This window comes from Streptomyces sp. NPDC006385 (genome assembly GCF_040612485.1).
Taxonomy (GTDB): Bacteria; Actinomycetota; Actinomycetes; order Streptomycetales; family Streptomycetaceae; genus Streptomyces.
This window is the reverse complement of sequence record NZ_JBEXQG010000041.1, coordinates 15956-32221: the sequence shown is the minus strand read 5'-3', so window position 1 is coordinate 32221 and position 16266 is coordinate 15956. Positions and strand designations below refer to the sequence as shown.

Below are 16266 nucleotides of genomic sequence, written 5' to 3'. Positions count from 1 at the left end.
ACCTCCTCGGAGCTTCCAGAGATCGGTACGGCGAGGTGTACCTGTTCGACTCAACGGCAACAAGAGGGACTTGACGCAACGGATGCCACGGGTACCACGGACGGCCCAGGGTGGGCGGCGGGCCGACAGGGGGAACGGCCCGGCTAGAGTGCCCACCATGCGCGATCTCAGGACCGGGTTCGGATACCTCCTCAAGGGCCAGCGATGGGTGGCCCGGCACGGCAAGCAGTACGGCTTCGGGCTGATCCCCGGCCTGATCACCCTGGTGCTCTACGCGGCCGCACTGGTGGGGCTCGCGCTCTGGGGCGAGGACTTCGTGGCCTGGTCGACGCCGTTCGCCGACGACTGGTCGAGCCCCTGGCAGGGCCTCTTCCGCGGCTTCCTCACCGCCGTCCTGTTCGCGCTGGGCCTGCTGCTCTCCGTCATCACCTTCACCGCGGCCACCCTGCTGATCGGTCAGCCCTTCTACGAGAACCTCTCCGAGAAGGTCGACCGGGACGTCTCCCCGGACGGCACGGCCCCCGAGTCCGGCCTGCCGCTCTGGCGTGAGCTGTGGATCTCGGGCCGGGACAGTCTGCGGATCGTGCTGCGCGCCGCCGTCTGGGGTGTGCTCCTGTTCGCCCTCGGCTTCGTCCCGGTCGCCGGCCAGACGGTCGTGCCGGTGATCGGTGTCGTCGTCACCGGCTTCTTCCTCACCGAGGAGCTCACGGCCGTCGCCCTCCAGCGCCGTCGCGTGGAGCTCCGCGACCGCCTTGCCCTGCTCCGCTCCCGCAAGGCCCTGGTCTGGGGCTTCGGCACGCCGCTCGCCGCGGCCTTCCTGGTGCCGTTCGTCGCGGTGTTCCTGATGCCGGGCGCGGTCGCGGGGGCCACCCTCATGGCGCGGGACCTGCGGGGTGAGGAGACCGAGGAGGAGACGGCGGCGACCGCGCCCGACGGAGAGTCCGTCAGCCGGTGACCGGGTTGCCCGCCGCCACCTTCAGGATCGTGCGGACCTGGGCGATGATGTCCAGCCGATTGCGGACGAACTCCGGGTCGGTCACCGATCCGGTCGCCGGGTCCGTGTTGCCCGCCCCGAACTGCAGCACCGGCGTGTGCACATGCCCGCCCGGCAGCGTGTCGTGCAGCCCCAGCCGGTCCCGCAGCAGCGTCGCCCGGTAGGCGATCTCGTTGGACAGGTAGTCCCCGCCGCCCCCGGCCCGCGCGGTCGAGCCGGGCGTCGGCCCCTCCGGCCGTACGACGGCCTGCGTCCCGCCCGCCGGGATCTCGGTCACACTCCTGTTGTCGTACACGGGGAAACGGCCCGTGTCCGCCGCGACGATCCCCGCGTACGGCAGGGTCGTCGTCGTCCACTGCGGCTGCGAGGCCGGGTCGGCGACCGGGATCGCCTCGGTGCGTGAGACGTTCTCGTTGTCGGGGAAGCCGCCCCGCCAGGCCCCGTTGGTCCGCTCGACGTCGAACCGCCCGACGCGCCCCTGGCTGACGGTCGTGAACAGGTCGACCTTCCTCAGATACGGCCGCAGCGTCCGCTCCACGGTGCCCTCCGCGAAGTCCCGCCAGCGCACCGGGAACACGGCGGTCTCCACCCGCGCGGGACCCTCGGCCGTCTCGATCACCGTGCCGTCGAGGGCGAGGGCGGTGGCCCCGGACGGGTTGGAGATACGGATGTCGCGGTCGAGCGTGAACGGGTCGAAGCCGGTGACCAGGACGCGCCGGATGCCAGGGCCACCGCGCGGGTACCGGATGTCGGACTGCCCGCGCGAGACCCGCTCCAACTCATCCAACAACGCGTCCCGTTGGGCCTCACTCAGCCCGAACCCCGGCTCCCAGGTGCGCACCTCCCGCGTCATCGACAGCCGCGCCCAGTACAGCGGCCGGTCGTCGTCCCGGCTCAGGTCACCGCCCATCGGCCCTCGCCCCTGCGCCCGTTCCACGGCCCGCCGCCACAGCGCCGACCCTTCGCGTACGACGAGCCGGCGGGCCTGCGCGTAGGAGCGCGCCGCGTCGAGACCGCGGGCGAACTCCCGCGCCGCCGCGTCGAACCCGGAGCGGCGCAGAATCTCCTGAGGGACCGTCCTGTCGAGGCGCCGCTCCTCGACGGTCGGCGCGGGTGCCCTCTCGGCGGCTGCCGCCCCGGTCGTGGGCGCCGAGAGCCCGGCCAGCAGGGCCAGTCCGAGGACGCCGATCCGAACGCGTAGGGAATTCAAGGCAGTTCCGGTCCTTCCGTTCACGGTGGGAGGTGAAGGGTGGGTCATGCGGGACGCCGGAAGTATCGCGTGACGACAGTGGTCTACGCCATGGTGGAGGACATCTTCGCCGCCGCCTCCCTCAGCGCTTCCAGGAACCGCGTCGCGGCCGGCGTCAGCGACCGTCCCCGCGCCGCCGCCGCGTACACCGCTCTCGCGGGACCGCCCTCGTCGAGCACCGGCACGAGCGTCACGTCGGGGCGCACGGAGGCGGCGGCCAGCGCCGGGACCAGGGCGACGCCGAGGCCGGCCGCGACATACCCCTGCTTGGCGGTCCACTCCCCGACGACGTGCGCGACACGCGGCCGGAAGCCCTGCCGCAGGGCCGCGTCGAGGAGGGTGCCCTCGGGGCGGGCACTGCCCGAGACCCAGTCGGCGTCGGCGAGTCGACCGAGCCGCACGGGGCCGCTCCCGGCCAGCGGATGGCCGACGGGGACGGCGACGTACAGGCACTCGTCGAGGAGGTGGTGGAGTTCGTACGCCTCCAGCGGAGCGCGGCCCGTGGTCGAGACGACCGCCAGGTCGAGATGGCCGGCGGTGAGCCGGTCCAGCAGGGCGGGTGTGAAGCCCTCCTCGCGGGTGACGTGGACCCGGGGGTGCCGGGCGCGGAAGGCGGCCAGGGCCTGGGGTACGAGCCCCGCGTCGGCCGTCGCGAAGGCGCCGAACCGCAGCCGCCCACCGGCGACTTCACGCAGAGCGGCCAGCTCACGCACGGCGCCGTGCAGTGACTCGGCGACGGCCTCGGCGCGCGGCACGAGGATCCGGCCGGCCTCGGTGAGCCGCACGCCCCGCGGAAGCCGGTCGAACAGCGGGGTGCCGCCCAACGCCCCCTCCAGTGAGGAGATCTGGCGGGACACCGCCGACTGGCTCCACCCGAGGGTCCGGGCGGCGACCGTGAAGGAGCCGTGCCGGGCCACTTCCAGAAACACCCTCAGCCACACGGTGGACAGGTCGGGGACCTCCCGCGGTCCGGACACCGGGTTCAGATGCGGGTTCGGCATGGCAGCCATGCTAGACATTCGCTTGTCGCATCACAGGGCGCGGCCTAGCGTCAACGGCATGCAGATCACCCTCGACAACCCCGCCTCCGCACCCCAGCCCCTCAGCCCGTACTACTCCCAGGTCGCCCGCGTCGAACACGCCGACGGCAGCGCCCTGTTGTTCCTCTCCGGGCAGATCGCCGAGGGCACCACCGTCGCCGAGCAGACCCGCGGCATCTTCGAGACGATCGCCGCCCTGCTGGAAGCCCACGGCGCGGCCCTGGCGGACGTCGTCACCATCCGCACCTGCCTGACCGACATCGGCACGCTGGACGAATACGGCACGGTCCGGCGGCAGTTCCTCACCGGCACCCCGCCCACCAGCATGACCTTCGAGGTGCCGAGACTGTTCCGGCCGGAGGCCCTCGTGGAGGTCGAGGTCGTCGCCGCGGTCAGGTCGGGTTCTCGCCGTTGTCGCTGTTCTCGCCCAGCAACCTGAGGAAGTCCCGGAACGCGGCCGGCATGTCCACCGACTCCGGGTGCAGGAGCCACTGGTACTGGAGGCCGTCCATGATCGCCACCAGCAGGGGAGCGGCCCGCTCCGGGGTGAGGCCGCCGGGCAGACGCTCGCCGTACTCGGTGCGCAGCACCTCCGCCAGGTTCGCGCGCACCCGCGTGTACCGCTCGGTGAAGTACTCGCGCGCCGGATGTCCCTCCGTCACGCTCTCGCCGAGCAGCGCCGAGAAGGTCTGGATGATGGCGGGCCGCATCGCGTTGTACTCGACGATCGAAGCGATCAGCTCGACCCGCAACCGGGTGTTGGGCATCGCGTCCCACCGGTCCCGGTCCTGGAGCACCGCGACGAGCAGCGCGTCCTTGGTCGGGAAATAGTGCAGCAGCCCCTGCTGGGTGAGCCCGACCCGCTCCGCGACCGCGGCCATGCTCGCACCCCGGTAGCCGCGCTCGGCGATCACCTCCAGGGCGGCCTGGACGATCTCCGCGCGGCGCTCCTCGCTCCTGACCCTCGGGTTCATGGCGTCACCGTACGGCATGGACGTACACATAATATAACAGCAAGGTAACGAAACCTACCGGTGTACAGGCAGCCGGTGGAGGATGGAGGCACAACCCGGACTCAACGAGGAGGCACCGCCATGGCGGGAACGCGCACCCAGGCCGATGCGGCACGCGAGGCGGTCGTCGAGGCGGCACTCGCCCGACTCGACCTCGACGCGAAGGCGCGGCTGCTCTCCGGCCAGGACATGTGGACCCTGCCGGCACTCCCCGCGATCGGCCTGAAGTCCCTCGTCATGTCCGACGGCCCGATCGGCGTCCGGGGCGTGCGCTGGACCGCCGACGACCCGTCCGTCGCGCTGCCCTCGCCCACCGCCCTCGCCGCCACCTGGGACCCCGAACTCGCCCGCCGGGCCGGGGTGCTGCTCGCCCAGGAGGCCCGCCGCAAGGGCGTCCACGTGCTCCTCGCGCCCACCGTCAACCTGCACCGCTCCCCGCTCGGCGGCCGGCACTTCGAGGCGTACAGCGAGGACCCGTACCTGACGGGGACGATCGGCGCGGGCTATGTCGACGGCGTGCAGTCCGGCGGCGTCGGCACCACCGTCAAGCACTTCGTCGCCAACGACGCCGAGACCGAGCGCTTCACGGTGAACAACGTCATCGGCGCACGCGCCCTGCGCGAGCTGTACCTGGCGCCCTTCGAGACCATCGTGGAGAGCGCCCGCCCCTGGGGCATCATGACCGCCTACAACACGGTCAACGGCACGACGATGACCGAGCACCACCATCTCGTGAACGAGGTCCTGCGCGGCGAATGGGGCTTCGACGGCTTCAACGTCTCCGACTGGGTGGCCGCCCGCTCCACCGTCGGCGCCATCGAGGGCGGCCTCGACGTCGCCATGCCCGGCCCGCAGACGGTGTACGGAGAGCCCCTCGCCCAGGCCGTACGGGACGGCCAGGTGGCCGAGGCCCGGGTCGACGACGCCGTGCGCAACGTCCTGCGGCTCGCCGCCCGCGTCGGCATCCTCGACGGCGCCGAGCCGGTCGTCACCGACCTCCCCGCGACCGTCGACGGCGGCGAACTGGCCCGCGAGATCGCCCGCCGCTCCTTCGTCCTGGTCCGCAACCAGGGCGCCCTCCCGCTGCGGCCGAACGGCACGGTCGCGCTGATCGGAGCCGCCGCCCGCGACGCCCGCGTCCTCGGCGGCGGCTCCGCCACGGTCTTCCCCGCCCGGATCGTCTCCCCGCTCGACGGCCTGACCGCCGCCCTCCCCGAGGGCAGCCTCACCTACGCCCTGGGCGCCGACCCGAACACCGAACTCTCCGTCTTCGACACCGGCTTCGAGCTGCGCGCCGTCTGCCGGGACGCCGACGGGAACGTCATCGGCTCCGACTCGGCGCCCGGCGGCCAGCTCAAGTGGATGGGTCCGTCGGCCCTGCCCGAGGGCGTCACCCTCGAGCGGTTGCACACCGTCGAGCTGACCGGCACCTTCACCCCGCGTGAGAGCGGACCGCACACCTTCGGCATCCAGGGCATCGGCTCCTTCACGCTCACCATCGGCGCCGCGACGTACTTCGACGACGTCCAGAACCCCGCGAAGGACGACCCCTTCATCACCTTCTTCGGCGCGCCCACGCCCCGCGCCCAGGTCGAACTCACCGCCGGCGAACCGGTCGACGTCTCCCTCACCTACGTCGTGGAACCGCCCGCGGACGCGCCGATGCCGGCGATCATCTTCGCCCTCGCCCACCAGGATCCGCATCGCGACCCCGACGACCTGATCGCCGAGGCCGTCGCGGCGGCACGCGACGCCGACACGGCCGTCGTCGTGGTCGCCACCACGGAGCGCGTCGAGTCCGAGGGCTTCGACCGGCGGGACCTGCGCCTGCCCGGCCGCCAGGACGACCTGGTCCGCGCCGTCGCCGCCGCCAACCCGAACACGGTCGTGGTCGTCAACTCCGGCTCCCCGGTGGAGCTGCCGTGGCGCGAGGACGTCGCCGCCGTGCTGCTGAGCTGGTTCCCGGGCCAGGAGGGCGGCGCCGCCCTCGCGGACGTCCTCACCGGCGCCCACGAACCGGGCGGCCGCCTGCCCACCACATGGGGCTCCCTGACCGACGCCCCGGTCACCCAGGTCGTCCCCTCGGCCGGTGAACTCGCCTACACCGAGGGCGTCTTCATCGGCTACCGCGCCTGGGAGAAGGAGGGCCGGGTCCCGTCGTACCCCTTCGGGCACGGCCTCGGCTACACGGACTGGACGTACGAGTCCGCCGAGGCCGAGGGCACCACGGTCACCGTCCGCGTCCGCAACTCCGGGCGGCGCGCGGGCCGCGAGGTCGTGCAGGTCTACCTGGCGCCGAGCGAGCCGGACGCCGATCGCCCGGCGCGCTGGCTGGCCGGGTTCGCGGGCGTGGAGGCGGGGCCGGGGGAGACGGTCGAGGCGGTGGTCGAGCTGCCGCGACGGGCCTTCGAGACGTGGGACGAGAAGACCAATGCGTGGACCTTTGTGAAGGGTTCGTACGAGATCCAGGTCGGGCGCTCGATCGCCGACCGCCGAGTGACGGCGGCGATTAACGTCTGACCCGGGAGAAGTACCCAGGAACAGCCCCGGTCCGGGCCCCTGACACCTGGACCGGGGCTGGTGCTTTTCCTCACCGGTCGACGTGCCGCGGCCGAGCGCGCCTCGGTCAGCGCACCGAGAACCCGTACACCGTCTCCGACCGGAACACCTCGCCCGGCCGCAGCACCGTGCTCGGGAACTCCGGCCGGTTCGGGGAGTCGGGGAAGTGCTGGGTCTCCAGGGCGATGCCGTCGCCCGGGGCGAAGGGCTCGGTCAGGTGGTCGGCCGTGTAGAGCTGGAGGCCGGGTTCGGTGGTCGCCACCGACAGCGCCCGCCCGGTCGACGGGTCGTACAGCTCGGCGACCTCCTCCGCACGCGCCGTCACCCCCTTGTCGAGCACGAAGTTGTGGTCGTACCCGGACCCCACCTTCCGTGCCTCACGGAAGTCGAAGCGGGTGCCCGCGACCTCGTCCAGGGAGCCCGTCGGAATGAGATCCGCGTCGACCGGCGTGAACCGGGAGGCCGCGAGCCGCAGTTCATGACCGCCCGCGTTGCCCGACCCCGAACCGGCGAGGTTGAAGTAGCTGTGGTTGGTCAGGTTCACCACGGTCGGCGCGTCCGTCACCGCCTCGTACGCGATCCGCAGCGCGCCGTCCGCCTCCAGGGTGTAGGTCGCCGAGACCTCCAGACGCCCCGGGAAGCCCTCCTCGCCATGCGGGCTGACCCGGCCGAGGCGCACACCGTGCTCGACGGGCGTCACCTCCCACACCCGCTTGTCGAAACCGTGCTCGCCGCCGTGCAGGGAGTTGGGCGCGTTGTTGGGGGCGAGCGGGTACACCTGGCCGTCCAGCGCGAAGCGGCCGCCCGCGATCCGGTTGGCGTACCGCCCGATGAGAGCGCCGAGGTACGGCCCCGGGTGGGACAGATAGCCGTCCAGGCCGGCGAACCCCAGCACCACGTCCGCCGCGCGCCCCTCGCGGTCCGGCACCTCCAGCGACTGCACGATGCCGCCGTACGACAACACCCGTACCCGTACGCCCGCCCGCTCCAGGGTCCAGCGGTGGACCGGGGTGCCGTCGGAAAGTGTGCCGAAGTGTTCGCTCATGAGCGGAACACTAGTTCGTGACCGTCCGGTAGGCGATCTCCGCGAGCCTCGCCTGACCGTCCACACTCGGGTGGAACCAGTCCCACTGGCTCAACTGCTCGGCACCGAAGCGGTAGTCGTGCACCGCGCCGTCGTCGAACCGGCACCGGCGGTCCTTCGCACAGACCTCCTTCAGCACCTCGTTGTACGCCTCGACCCGCTCCTGCACCGTCGCGCGCCGCTGGTTCGCCGCCGTGGTGAGCGAGTCGGGCTCGCTCAGCATCGACGGACAGATGCCGAGCCCCCACACCTGCTTGCTCATCGGGTTCGTACGGCCCTGCTCCCACAGCCGCATCAGGTTCGGCACACTCGCGACATACACCTGCGCCTTGGGCAGGGCGTCCCGCAGCGTGCCCATCGCGTCCTCGAACTGCGTCCGGAAGTCGGCCACCGAGGTCATCGCGTCGGTCGTGGCGCGACAGGCGTCGTTCGCGCCCGCCATCACCGTCACCAACTCCGGCTTCCGTGCCACCGCCCGGTCCATCTGCCCGGCCACGTCCGCCATCCGCGCCCCGGTCACGGCGTAGTTCCAGCTCCGCTCGGCCGCCTTCGCCTTCCCCAGCAGCCGTACCGCGAGACTGTCGACCCGGGGGCTGGTGCCGGTCGCCCAGGAGACATCGGGGCAGTCCGACAGGACCGCACAGGCGTCGAAGCCGGTCGTGATGGAGTCGCCGACGGCCGCGATCGAGTCCGGGGCGCGGTCCCAGACCGGCGCCGGCTTCGGCGACGACCGCGCGCTCTGCGCCCCCGTGCCGGACGGGGCCGGGGAGTCGCCCCCGACGGCGTCACAGCCGGCGACACCGAGAACGGCCGCGGTCACGGCGGCGAACACAGCGCGCGGAACGTGCCGTCGCTTGCGCATGTCCGGTCCATCCCCTCGCTAGGCCCCGTCATGGTCTTCAACCCATGACACCGCACAAGGGTTCCCCTCCGGCTCATGCAACGGCTCACACCCGTACAAGCGTCCTGCCGGGTGAATGGCGGGCGTTTGGCGGCACCTGGACCGACGGTACGTCACACTCCTTGCGCCGTCGCACGGTAGCCTCGCCATCAACGTGGCTGCCCGGCCACGATCGTCCGCCAGTTCGCAAGAGGTCCGCTCTGCCCGGAGGTCCAGGTGACGACACGTGGAGTTCTGTACGTGCACTCCGCGCCGCGCGCGCTGTGCCCGCACGTCGAGTGGGCCGTCGCCGGGGTGCTCGGCACACGCGTCAACCTCGACTGGATCCGCCAGCCGGCCGCGCCCGGCACCTGGCGCTCGGAGTTCTCCTGGCAGGGCGAGGTCGGCACGGCGTCCAAGCTCGCGTCGGCGCTGCGCGGCTGGCACCTGCTGCGCTTCGAGGTGACGGCCGAGCCCTGCGCCACCGCCGAGGGCGAGCGCTACAGCTGCACCCCCGACCTGGGTATCTTCCACGCGGTCACCGGCATCCACGGCGACATCCTCATTCCGGAGGACCGTCTGCGCGCGGCGCTGACGCGCTCTCAGCGGGGCGAGACCGACCTGGAGGCGGAGATCGCCAAGCTCCTGGGCAAGCCGTGGGACGACGAGTTGGAGCCGTTCCGGTACGCGGGCGAGGGAGCGCCGGTGCGCTGGCTGCACCAGGTGGTGTGAGACCGGGACATGTGAGCGGACGCGTGAAGGGCCCCCACCTCGGTGGGGGCCCTTCACGTACGTACGGTTGCCGCTCAGATCGTCCTGAACGCCAGGACCACGTTGTGCCCACCGAACCCGAACGAGTCGTTCAGCGCGGCGATCCGGCCCTCGACGGGCAGCTTGCGAGCCTCACCACGAACGACGTCGGCATTCGCCTCGGCCTCCGGGTCCAGGTTCTCGACGTTGATCGTCGGCGGAGCCACCCGGTGGTACAGGGCGAGCACGGTCGCCACCGTCTCCACCCCACCGGCACCACCCAGCAGATGACCGGTCATCGACTTGGTGGCCGACACGGCCATGTGGTCGGCGTCGTCGCCGAACACCTTCCGCAGCGCCTTCAGCTCGGCGATGTCACCGGCCGGCGTCGAGGTCGCGTGCGCGTTGACGTGCACGATCTCCGCCGGGTCCAGATCCGTGCGCTCCAGCAGGTTCTGCAGGGCGTGGCTGATGCCGCGTCCTTCCGGCTCGGGCTGCACGATGTCGTGGCTGTCGGCGGAGATGCCCTGCCCGACCGCCTCGGCGTACACGCGGGCACCGCGCCTCGCGGCGTGCTCGGCGGACTCCAGGACGATCACGCCGGCGCCCTCGCCGAGGACGAAGCCGTCGCGGGCGACGTCGTAGGGACGCGAGGCGCCCTGCGGGTCGTCGTTGTTCTTGGACATCGCCATCATGTTGCCGAACGCGGCGATCGGCAGCGGGTGGATCGCCGCCTCCGTGCCACCGGCGACGACGATGTCGGCGCGGCCGGTACGGATCATCTCGATGGCGTAGCCGATGGCCTCGGCGCCCGACGCGCACGCGGAGACCGGCGTGTGCACGCCCGCGCGGGCGCCCACGGCCAGACCGACGTTCGCCGACGGGCTGTTCGGCATCAGCATGGGGACGGTGTGCGGGGAGACGCGGCGGACGCCCTTCTCCTTGAGCACGTCGTACTGGTCGAGCAGCGTCGTCACGCCACCGATGCCGGAGGCGATGACCGCGCCGAGGCGGTCCGGGTCGACGTCGGCGCCCTCACCGGCCTTGGCGTCGAAACCGGCGTCCTTCCATGCCTCCTGGGCGGCGATCAGCGCGAACTGCGCCGAGCGGTCCAGTCGGCGGGCCTGCGGCCGCGGGATGATCTCGGTCGGCTCGACGGCGACCGGCGCGGCGATACGGACCGCCTGCTCGGCGGCCCAGTCCTGCTCCAGGGGCTTGACGCCGGACTTGCCGGCGATCAGGCCCTCCCAGGTAGAGGCTACGTCGCCACCCAGCGGTGTGGTTGCGCCGATACCGGTGACGACCACGGTGCGATTGGTCGGGCTCACGGGAATTCTTTCTCCAACGGAATGGGGATTCAGCGGCGCCACCGCCGGGTGGCGGGGCAGTCAGCCCTGGGACCTGATCGGGGGATCAGCCCTGGTGCTTGAGGATGTAGTCGGTCGCGTCGCCCACGGTCTTGAGGTTCTTGACGTCCTCGTCGGGGATCTTGACGTCGAAGCGCTCCTCGGCGGCGACGACGACCTCGACCATGGACAGCGAGTCGACGTCCAGGTCGTCGGTGAAGGACTTGTCCAGCTGGACGTCCTCAACCGGGATGCCGGCGATCTCGTTCACGATGTCGGCGAGACCGGCGACGATCTCTTCCTGAGTGGCGGCCATCTTGGCGCTCCTTCGTAGTTGTTCAGGGTTGTTCAGAGGGTTTTGGCGCCCGCCGCGGCAGCGGCGGGTGGTGGTGCGGTTCCCGTGCCGGCTCACAAGATCCGGCACGGAGTGCCTAGGGGAGAGTAACGACCGTGGCGGCGTAAACGAGACCCGCCCCGAATCCGATGACGAGCGCGGTGTCGCCGCTCTTCGCCTCGCCGGTCGCCAGGAGCCGCTCCATCGCGAGCGGGATCGAGGCGGCCGAGGTGTTGCCGGTGGTGCGCACGTCGCGGGCGACCGTGACGTGCTCCGGCAGCTTGAGAGTCTTCACCATCGAGTCGATGATCCGCTCGTTGGCCTGGTGCGGAATGAAGACGTCCAGTTCGTCCGGGGTGATGCCGGCCGCGTCCAGCGCCTGCTGGGCGACCTTCGCCATCTCGAACACGGCCCAGCGGAACACCGCCTGGCCCTCCTGCGTGATCGCAGGGAACTTGTCGACCTCGCCGGTGCGGTAGTCCGTCCACGGCACGGTCTGCTTGATCGTCTCGGACTTGTCACCCTCGGAGCCCCAGACGGTGGGGCCGATCTCCGGCTCCTGGGACGGGCCCACCACGACCGCGCCGGCGCCGTCACCGAACAGGAAGGCCGTCGCCCGGTCCTCCAGGTCGGTCAGGTCGGACAGCCGCTCCACGCCGATGACGAGGACGTACTCCGCCGAGCCCTCGACGATCATGCCCTTGGCGAGGGTCAGGCCGTAGCCGAAGCCCGCGCAGCCGGCCGAGATGTCGAAGGCGGCGGCCTTCTTCGTGCCGAGCTTGTCGGCGATCTCGGTGGCGACGGCCGGGGTCTGCTTGAAGTGCGAGACGGTCGAGACGATCACGCCGCCGATCTGCTCGACGGAGATCCCGGCGTCGGCGATCGCCTTGCCGGACGCCTCGATCGACATCGCGGCGACGGTCTCCTCGTCGTTCGCCCAGTGCCGCGTCTCGATGCCGGAGCGCGAACGGATCCACTCGTCGGACGAGTCGATCTTCTCCAGGATCACCTCGTTCGGCACGACCCGGGTCGGCCGGTAGCCGCCGACACCGAGGATGCGCGCGTACGGGGCGCCCTTGCTGGGCTTCAGCTTCGCCATGCTCCGGGCTCCTTGTCAGGCGTGCTCTGCGATGAGCTCGCGAGCAGCGTCCAGGTCGTCGGGGGTCTTGAGCGCCAGGGTCTTCACACCGGGCAGCGCGCGCTTGGCCAGACCGGTCAGCGTGCCGCCCGGGCAGACCTCGACCAGGGCCGTCACGCCGAGCTCCTTGAAGGTCTCCATGCACAGGTCCCAGCGGACCGGGTTGGCGACCTGCCCGACGAGGCGCTCCAGCACCTCGGCGCCGGCGGCGACCGCCTCGCCGTCCTTGTTGGAGACGTACGTGACCTTCGGGTCGGCGGGCACGAGCTCCTTGGCGGCCTCGGCCAGCTTCTCCACCGCGGGGCCCATGTGGTGGGTGTGGAACGCGCCCGCGACCTTCAGCGGGACGACCTTGCGCACGCCCTCGGGCTTGTCCTCGTTCAGCGCGGCGAGCTGCTCCATCGTGCCCGCGGCCACGATCTGACCGGCGCCGTTCATGTTCGCCGGGGTCAGGCCGAGCTTCTCCAGGTGCGCGACGGAGGTCTCCGGGTCACCGCCGAGCAGCGCCGACATGCCGGTCTCGGTGATCGCGGCGGCCTCGGCCATGGCCAGGCCGCGCTTGCGTACGAGGGTCAGCGCGGCGGTGTCGTCGAGGACGCCCGCGAAGGCGGCCGCGGTGATCTCACCGACGCTGTGGCCGGCGACGGCGCCCGGCGAGCCCGCCGCGCCGGCGGCAGACGTCCCGGTACCGAGCGCGGAGGCGGACAGGAGGCCGGCGGCCACGAGCAGCGGCTGTGCCACCGCCGTGTCCCGGATGGCGTCCGCGTCGGCCTGTGTGCCGTAGTGGACGAGGTCGAGTCCGATGGTGTCCGACCAGGCGGCGACGCGGTCGGCGGCACCGGGCAGTTCGAGCCAGGGGGTCAGGAAGCCGGGCGTCTGGGCGCCCTGGCCGGGAGCGACGAGTACGAGCACTCTCACACTCTCTCTTGGGGACGGCCGACGCCGCCCGTGGGGACAAGGACGAAGAACACGAAGGGGTTTTGTGGATCCCCGACAAAAGCCTAGAACTGAAGATCGCCGTCGACCAGACGGCCCAGGATCAGCGCGATGCGCAGGGTGAACGCGGAGCGTACATCGGAAGGCGACCAGCCGGTGACGTCAGTCACACGTCGAAGCCGGTAGCGCACGGTGTTGGGGTGCACGAACAGCATCCGCGCGGCCCCCTCCAGACTGCTCGCCTGTTCGAGGTAGACGGAGAGCGTCTCCAGGAGCGCCGACCCGGCCTCCTCCAGCGGTCTGTAGATCTCCTCCACCAACTGCTCACGCGCACTCGGGTCTCCCGCGATGGCGCGCTCCGGGAGCAGATCGTCCGCGAGTACCGGACGCGGAGCGTCCTGCCAGGCGGAACACGCCTTCAGGCCGGCGGCCGCCGCCTGCGCGGACCGGGTGGCGGCCTGCAGATCGGGGACGACGGGCCCCGCGACGACGGGTCCGGCGGCGAACGGTCCGATCAGCGACTTGGCGACCGCGAGCGGGTTGTCGCTGCCCCCCGCGATCACGACGAGCCGGTCCCCGAGCACCCCGGTGAGCACCTGGAGCTTGGCGTGCCGGGCGGCCCGCCGTATGGCCTCGACGGTCAGCTCGCTGTCCCCGTCGGGCGCGGTCCCGAGCACGACGCACACATGCTCCGGCGAGTTCCACCCGAGCGCGGCGGCCCGGCTGACGGCCCCCTCGTCGGCCTCGCCGCTGAGCACGGCGTTGACCACGAGCGACTCCAGCCGTGCGTCCCAGGCACCGCGTGCCTCGGCGGCCTGGGCGTAGACCTGCGCGGTGGCGAAGGCGATCTCCCGGGCGTAGACGAGCAGTGCTTCCCGCAGCACGCTCTCGTCGCCGGGAGCGGCGACCTCGTCGATGGCCGACTCCATGACCTCGATGGTCGTGCGCACCATCTCCACGGTCTGCCGCAGCGTGATGGCGCGGGTCAGCTCGCGGGGCGCGGTCCCGAAGACGTCGGTGGAGATGGCCTGGGGCGCGTCGGGGTGCCGGAACCACTCGGTGAAGGCGGCGATGCCGGCCTGGGCGACGAGACCGATCCAGGAGCGGTTCTCCGGTGGCATGGCCCGGTACCACGGCAGCGTCTCGTCCATCCGCGCGATGGCCTGCGCGGCGAGAGAGCCGGAGGACTTCTCCAGCCGCTTCAGGGTCGCGGCATGGGCGTGAACGGCGTGCGCGGCGGCTTGGGACTTACGGGATTCGGGTTCGGGCACGGGACAAGACTGCCTTATCCGGACCAGAGCGCGTGCCAGAGGGGTCGCGGGTGAGCTCCCCGGTGGGGCTACGGTGGAGCCCGTGATGGACGTACGGCGCGCCGCGGAGCGCTACCCCGGAGGGGATCCGGCAGCGGGCATCGAGTCACGCCACGCCTTCTCCTTCGGCCCGCACTACGACCCCGACAACCTCCGCTTCGGCGCGATGATCGCCTGCAACGAGGAGCGGCTCGCCCCCGGCGCCGGCTTCGACGAGCACCCGCACAGCCACACCGAGATCGTCACGTGGGTGGTCGAGGGCGAACTGACCCACCGCGACTCCACGGGCCACGAGACCCGGGTCGGCCCCGGGGACGTGCAGCGGCTGAGCTCGGCGGGCGGCGTACGGCACGTGGAGCGCAACGACGCCGACACCCCTCTCACCTTCATCCAGACCTGGCTGGCCCCGCTGTCGCCGGGCGGCGACCCGGCGTACGAGATCGTCCACGGCATCGCGGACTCGACGCCGTACGCCGTCCCGGAAGCGGGCGCGATGCTCCACGTACGCCGCCTGCGGGCGGGGGAGCGGACGGCGGTGCCGGACGGGGCGTTCGTGTACGCGCATGTCGTGCGGGGTCGAGTACGCCTGGGCAGCGAGGAGTTGAGCGCCGGTGACGCGGCGCGGATCACGGCCGCGAAGGACCTGGAGGCGGTGGGGCTGGGTACGGCGGAGCTGCTGATGTGGGAGATGACGGGACCTTCTTGAGGCGACCGCGGGCTCTGCCGGCCTGTCCGGCGTGTGCGGACGAGGCCCAGGGCACCCCAGCCGACGTCACCCCCGCGACTCCGCGAGCACCGCGTCCGTGAACACCGGCCACGCCTCGGTCGCCCACGGCCCGAACGCCCGGTCCGTCAGCGCGACGCAGGCGGTCCCCGCATCCGGGTCGATCCACAGGAACGTGCCCGACTGCCCGAAGTGCCCGAAGGCGCGCGGCGAGGACGCCGAGCCCGTCCAGTGCGGCGACTTGCCGTTCCGGATCTCGAAGCCGAGCCCCCAGTCGTTCGGGTTCTGGTGCCCGTACCCCGGCAGCACGCCCTTGGTCCCCGGGTACTGCACGGTCATCGCCTCGGCGACCGTCCGCGGGTCCAGCAGGCGCGGGGCCTGCACCTCCGCCGCGAACCGCAGCAGATCCCCGACCGACGACACCCCGTCCTTCGCCGGGGAGCCCTCCAGCGACGTGGCCGTCATGCCCAGCGGCTCCAGCACCGCCTGCCGCAGATACTCCGCGAACGGGATGTCCGTCACCTTGGCGAGGTGGTCCCCGAGCTGCTCGAACCCGGCGTTCGAATACAGCCGCCGCTCGCCGGGCGCGGCCGTCACCCGGTGCTCGTCGAAGGCCAGCCCCGAGGTGTGCGCGAGCAGATGCCGCACCGTCGACCCCTGCGGCCCGGCCGGCTCGTCCAGCTCGACCGCGCCCTCCTCGTAGGCGACGAGGACGGCGTAGGCGGCCAGCGGCTTGGTGACCGAGGCGAGGGGGAAGCGGTGACCGACGGGACCGTGCGTACCGAGGACCGTGCCGTCCGCCCGTACGACGCCCGCGGCGGCGGTGGGAACAGGCCAGTTCTCGATCAGTGCGAGGCTGCTCAGCGACATGCCTGTGAGCCTAAGCCGCTCACGGGTACGGCCGCAGCG

16 protein-coding genes are annotated in these 16266 nt (G+C 71.9%); 5 read left to right on the top strand and 11 right to left on the bottom strand.

Annotated elements, in window-relative coordinates:
- Nucleotides 1-157: 157 nt before the first annotated feature.
- The gene (locus ABZ078_RS27470) at nt 158-955 is read left to right on the top strand and encodes an EI24 domain-containing protein (RefSeq protein ID WP_356579460.1); all 798 of its coding nucleotides are present in this window, start codon (nt 158-160) and stop codon (nt 953-955) included.
- Here ABZ078_RS27470 and ABZ078_RS27465 read toward each other — a convergent pair.
- Entirely contained in the window at nt 945-2204 is a 1260-nt protein-coding gene (locus ABZ078_RS27465) for a pyroglutamyl peptidase (protein WP_356579458.1), read from the bottom strand. The two genes, ABZ078_RS27470 and ABZ078_RS27465, sit on opposite strands and share 11 nt — an antisense overlap.
- An 83-nt stretch (nt 2205-2287) precedes the next feature.
- Entirely contained in the window at nt 2288-3253 is a 966-nt protein-coding gene (locus ABZ078_RS27460; RefSeq protein ID WP_356579456.1) for a LysR family transcriptional regulator, read from the bottom strand.
- 49 nt (nt 3254-3302) lie between these two features.
- On the opposite strand from ABZ078_RS27460, the gene ABZ078_RS27455 reads away from it, so the two are divergent.
- Nucleotides 3303-3722 carry a RidA family protein gene (locus tag ABZ078_RS27455; protein ID WP_356579454.1) on the top strand — a complete coding sequence of 140 codons (420 nt, stop codon included), beginning with the start codon at nt 3303-3305 and terminating at the stop codon, nt 3720-3722.
- Here ABZ078_RS27455 and ABZ078_RS27450 read toward each other — a convergent pair.
- A complete protein-coding gene (locus ABZ078_RS27450) occupies nt 3676-4275 on the bottom strand; it encodes a TetR/AcrR family transcriptional regulator (protein ID WP_356579452.1) in 600 nt (199 codons plus the stop codon). The two genes, ABZ078_RS27455 and ABZ078_RS27450, sit on opposite strands and share 47 nt — an antisense overlap.
- A gap of 102 nt (nt 4276-4377) precedes the next feature.
- On the opposite strand from ABZ078_RS27450, the gene ABZ078_RS27445 reads away from it, so the two are divergent.
- Complete coding sequence (locus ABZ078_RS27445; protein WP_356579450.1) at nt 4378-6816, top strand: glycoside hydrolase family 3 C-terminal domain-containing protein; 2439 nt, start codon at nt 4378-4380, stop codon at nt 6814-6816.
- 106 nt (nt 6817-6922) lie between these two features.
- On the opposite strand, the gene ABZ078_RS27440 is transcribed toward ABZ078_RS27445, so the two are convergent.
- Together ABZ078_RS27440 and ABZ078_RS27435 are read right to left on the bottom strand one after the other, a co-directional pair.
- Complete coding sequence (locus tag ABZ078_RS27440; RefSeq protein WP_356579448.1) at nt 6923-7900, bottom strand: aldose epimerase family protein; 978 nt, start codon at nt 7898-7900, stop codon at nt 6923-6925.
- A gap of 10 nt (nt 7901-7910) precedes the next feature.
- Nucleotides 7911-8801: an SGNH/GDSL hydrolase family protein gene (locus ABZ078_RS27435; RefSeq protein ID WP_356579446.1), complete on the bottom strand. Its 891-nt coding sequence runs from the start codon at nt 8799-8801 to the stop codon at nt 7911-7913.
- A 255-nt stretch (nt 8802-9056) separates the two neighbouring features.
- Here ABZ078_RS27435 and ABZ078_RS27430 point away from each other — a divergent pair, with 255 nt between their 5' ends.
- On the top strand, nt 9057-9551 hold the full coding sequence (locus ABZ078_RS27430; RefSeq protein WP_274238601.1) for a DUF3145 domain-containing protein: 495 nt from the start codon (nt 9057-9059) through the stop codon (nt 9549-9551).
- A gap of 74 nt (nt 9552-9625) precedes the next feature.
- On the opposite strand, the gene fabF is transcribed toward ABZ078_RS27430, so the two are convergent.
- The 5 genes from fabF to fasR form a co-directional block, all read right to left on the bottom strand.
- On the bottom strand, nt 9626-10897 hold the full coding sequence (fabF, locus tag ABZ078_RS27425; RefSeq protein ID WP_356579443.1) for a beta-ketoacyl-ACP synthase II: 1272 nt from the start codon (nt 10895-10897) through the stop codon (nt 9626-9628).
- Nucleotides 10898-10982: 85 nt separating this feature from the next.
- Nucleotides 10983-11231 (bottom strand): acyl carrier protein, encoded by a 249-nt coding sequence (locus ABZ078_RS27420; protein ID WP_004001566.1) that lies wholly within the window; start codon nt 11229-11231, stop codon nt 10983-10985.
- Between the two features lie 115 nt (nt 11232-11346).
- Nucleotides 11347-12348: a ketoacyl-ACP synthase III gene (locus ABZ078_RS27415; RefSeq protein WP_356579441.1), complete on the bottom strand. Its 1002-nt coding sequence runs from the start codon at nt 12346-12348 to the stop codon at nt 11347-11349.
- A 15-nt stretch (nt 12349-12363) separates the two neighbouring features.
- The gene (locus ABZ078_RS27410; protein ID WP_356579439.1) at nt 12364-13299 is read right to left on the bottom strand and encodes an ACP S-malonyltransferase; all 936 of its coding nucleotides are present in this window, start codon (nt 13297-13299) and stop codon (nt 12364-12366) included.
- An 89-nt stretch (nt 13300-13388) separates the two neighbouring features.
- Nucleotides 13389-14594 carry a fatty acid biosynthesis transcriptional regulator FasR gene (gene fasR / locus ABZ078_RS27405; RefSeq protein WP_356579437.1) on the bottom strand — a complete coding sequence of 402 codons (1206 nt, stop codon included), beginning with the start codon at nt 14592-14594 and terminating at the stop codon, nt 13389-13391.
- An 85-nt stretch (nt 14595-14679) separates the two neighbouring features.
- Here fasR and ABZ078_RS27400 point away from each other — a divergent pair, with 85 nt between their 5' ends.
- A complete protein-coding gene (locus ABZ078_RS27400) occupies nt 14680-15339 on the top strand; it encodes a pirin family protein (protein WP_356579542.1) in 660 nt (219 codons plus the stop codon).
- Between the two features lie 66 nt (nt 15340-15405).
- Here ABZ078_RS27400 and ABZ078_RS27395 read toward each other — a convergent pair whose 3' ends face one another.
- Nucleotides 15406-16227, bottom strand: a complete 822-nt coding sequence (locus ABZ078_RS27395) for a serine hydrolase domain-containing protein (protein WP_356579435.1) — start codon at nt 16225-16227, stop codon at nt 15406-15408.
- Nucleotides 16228-16266 lie beyond the last annotated feature (39 nt).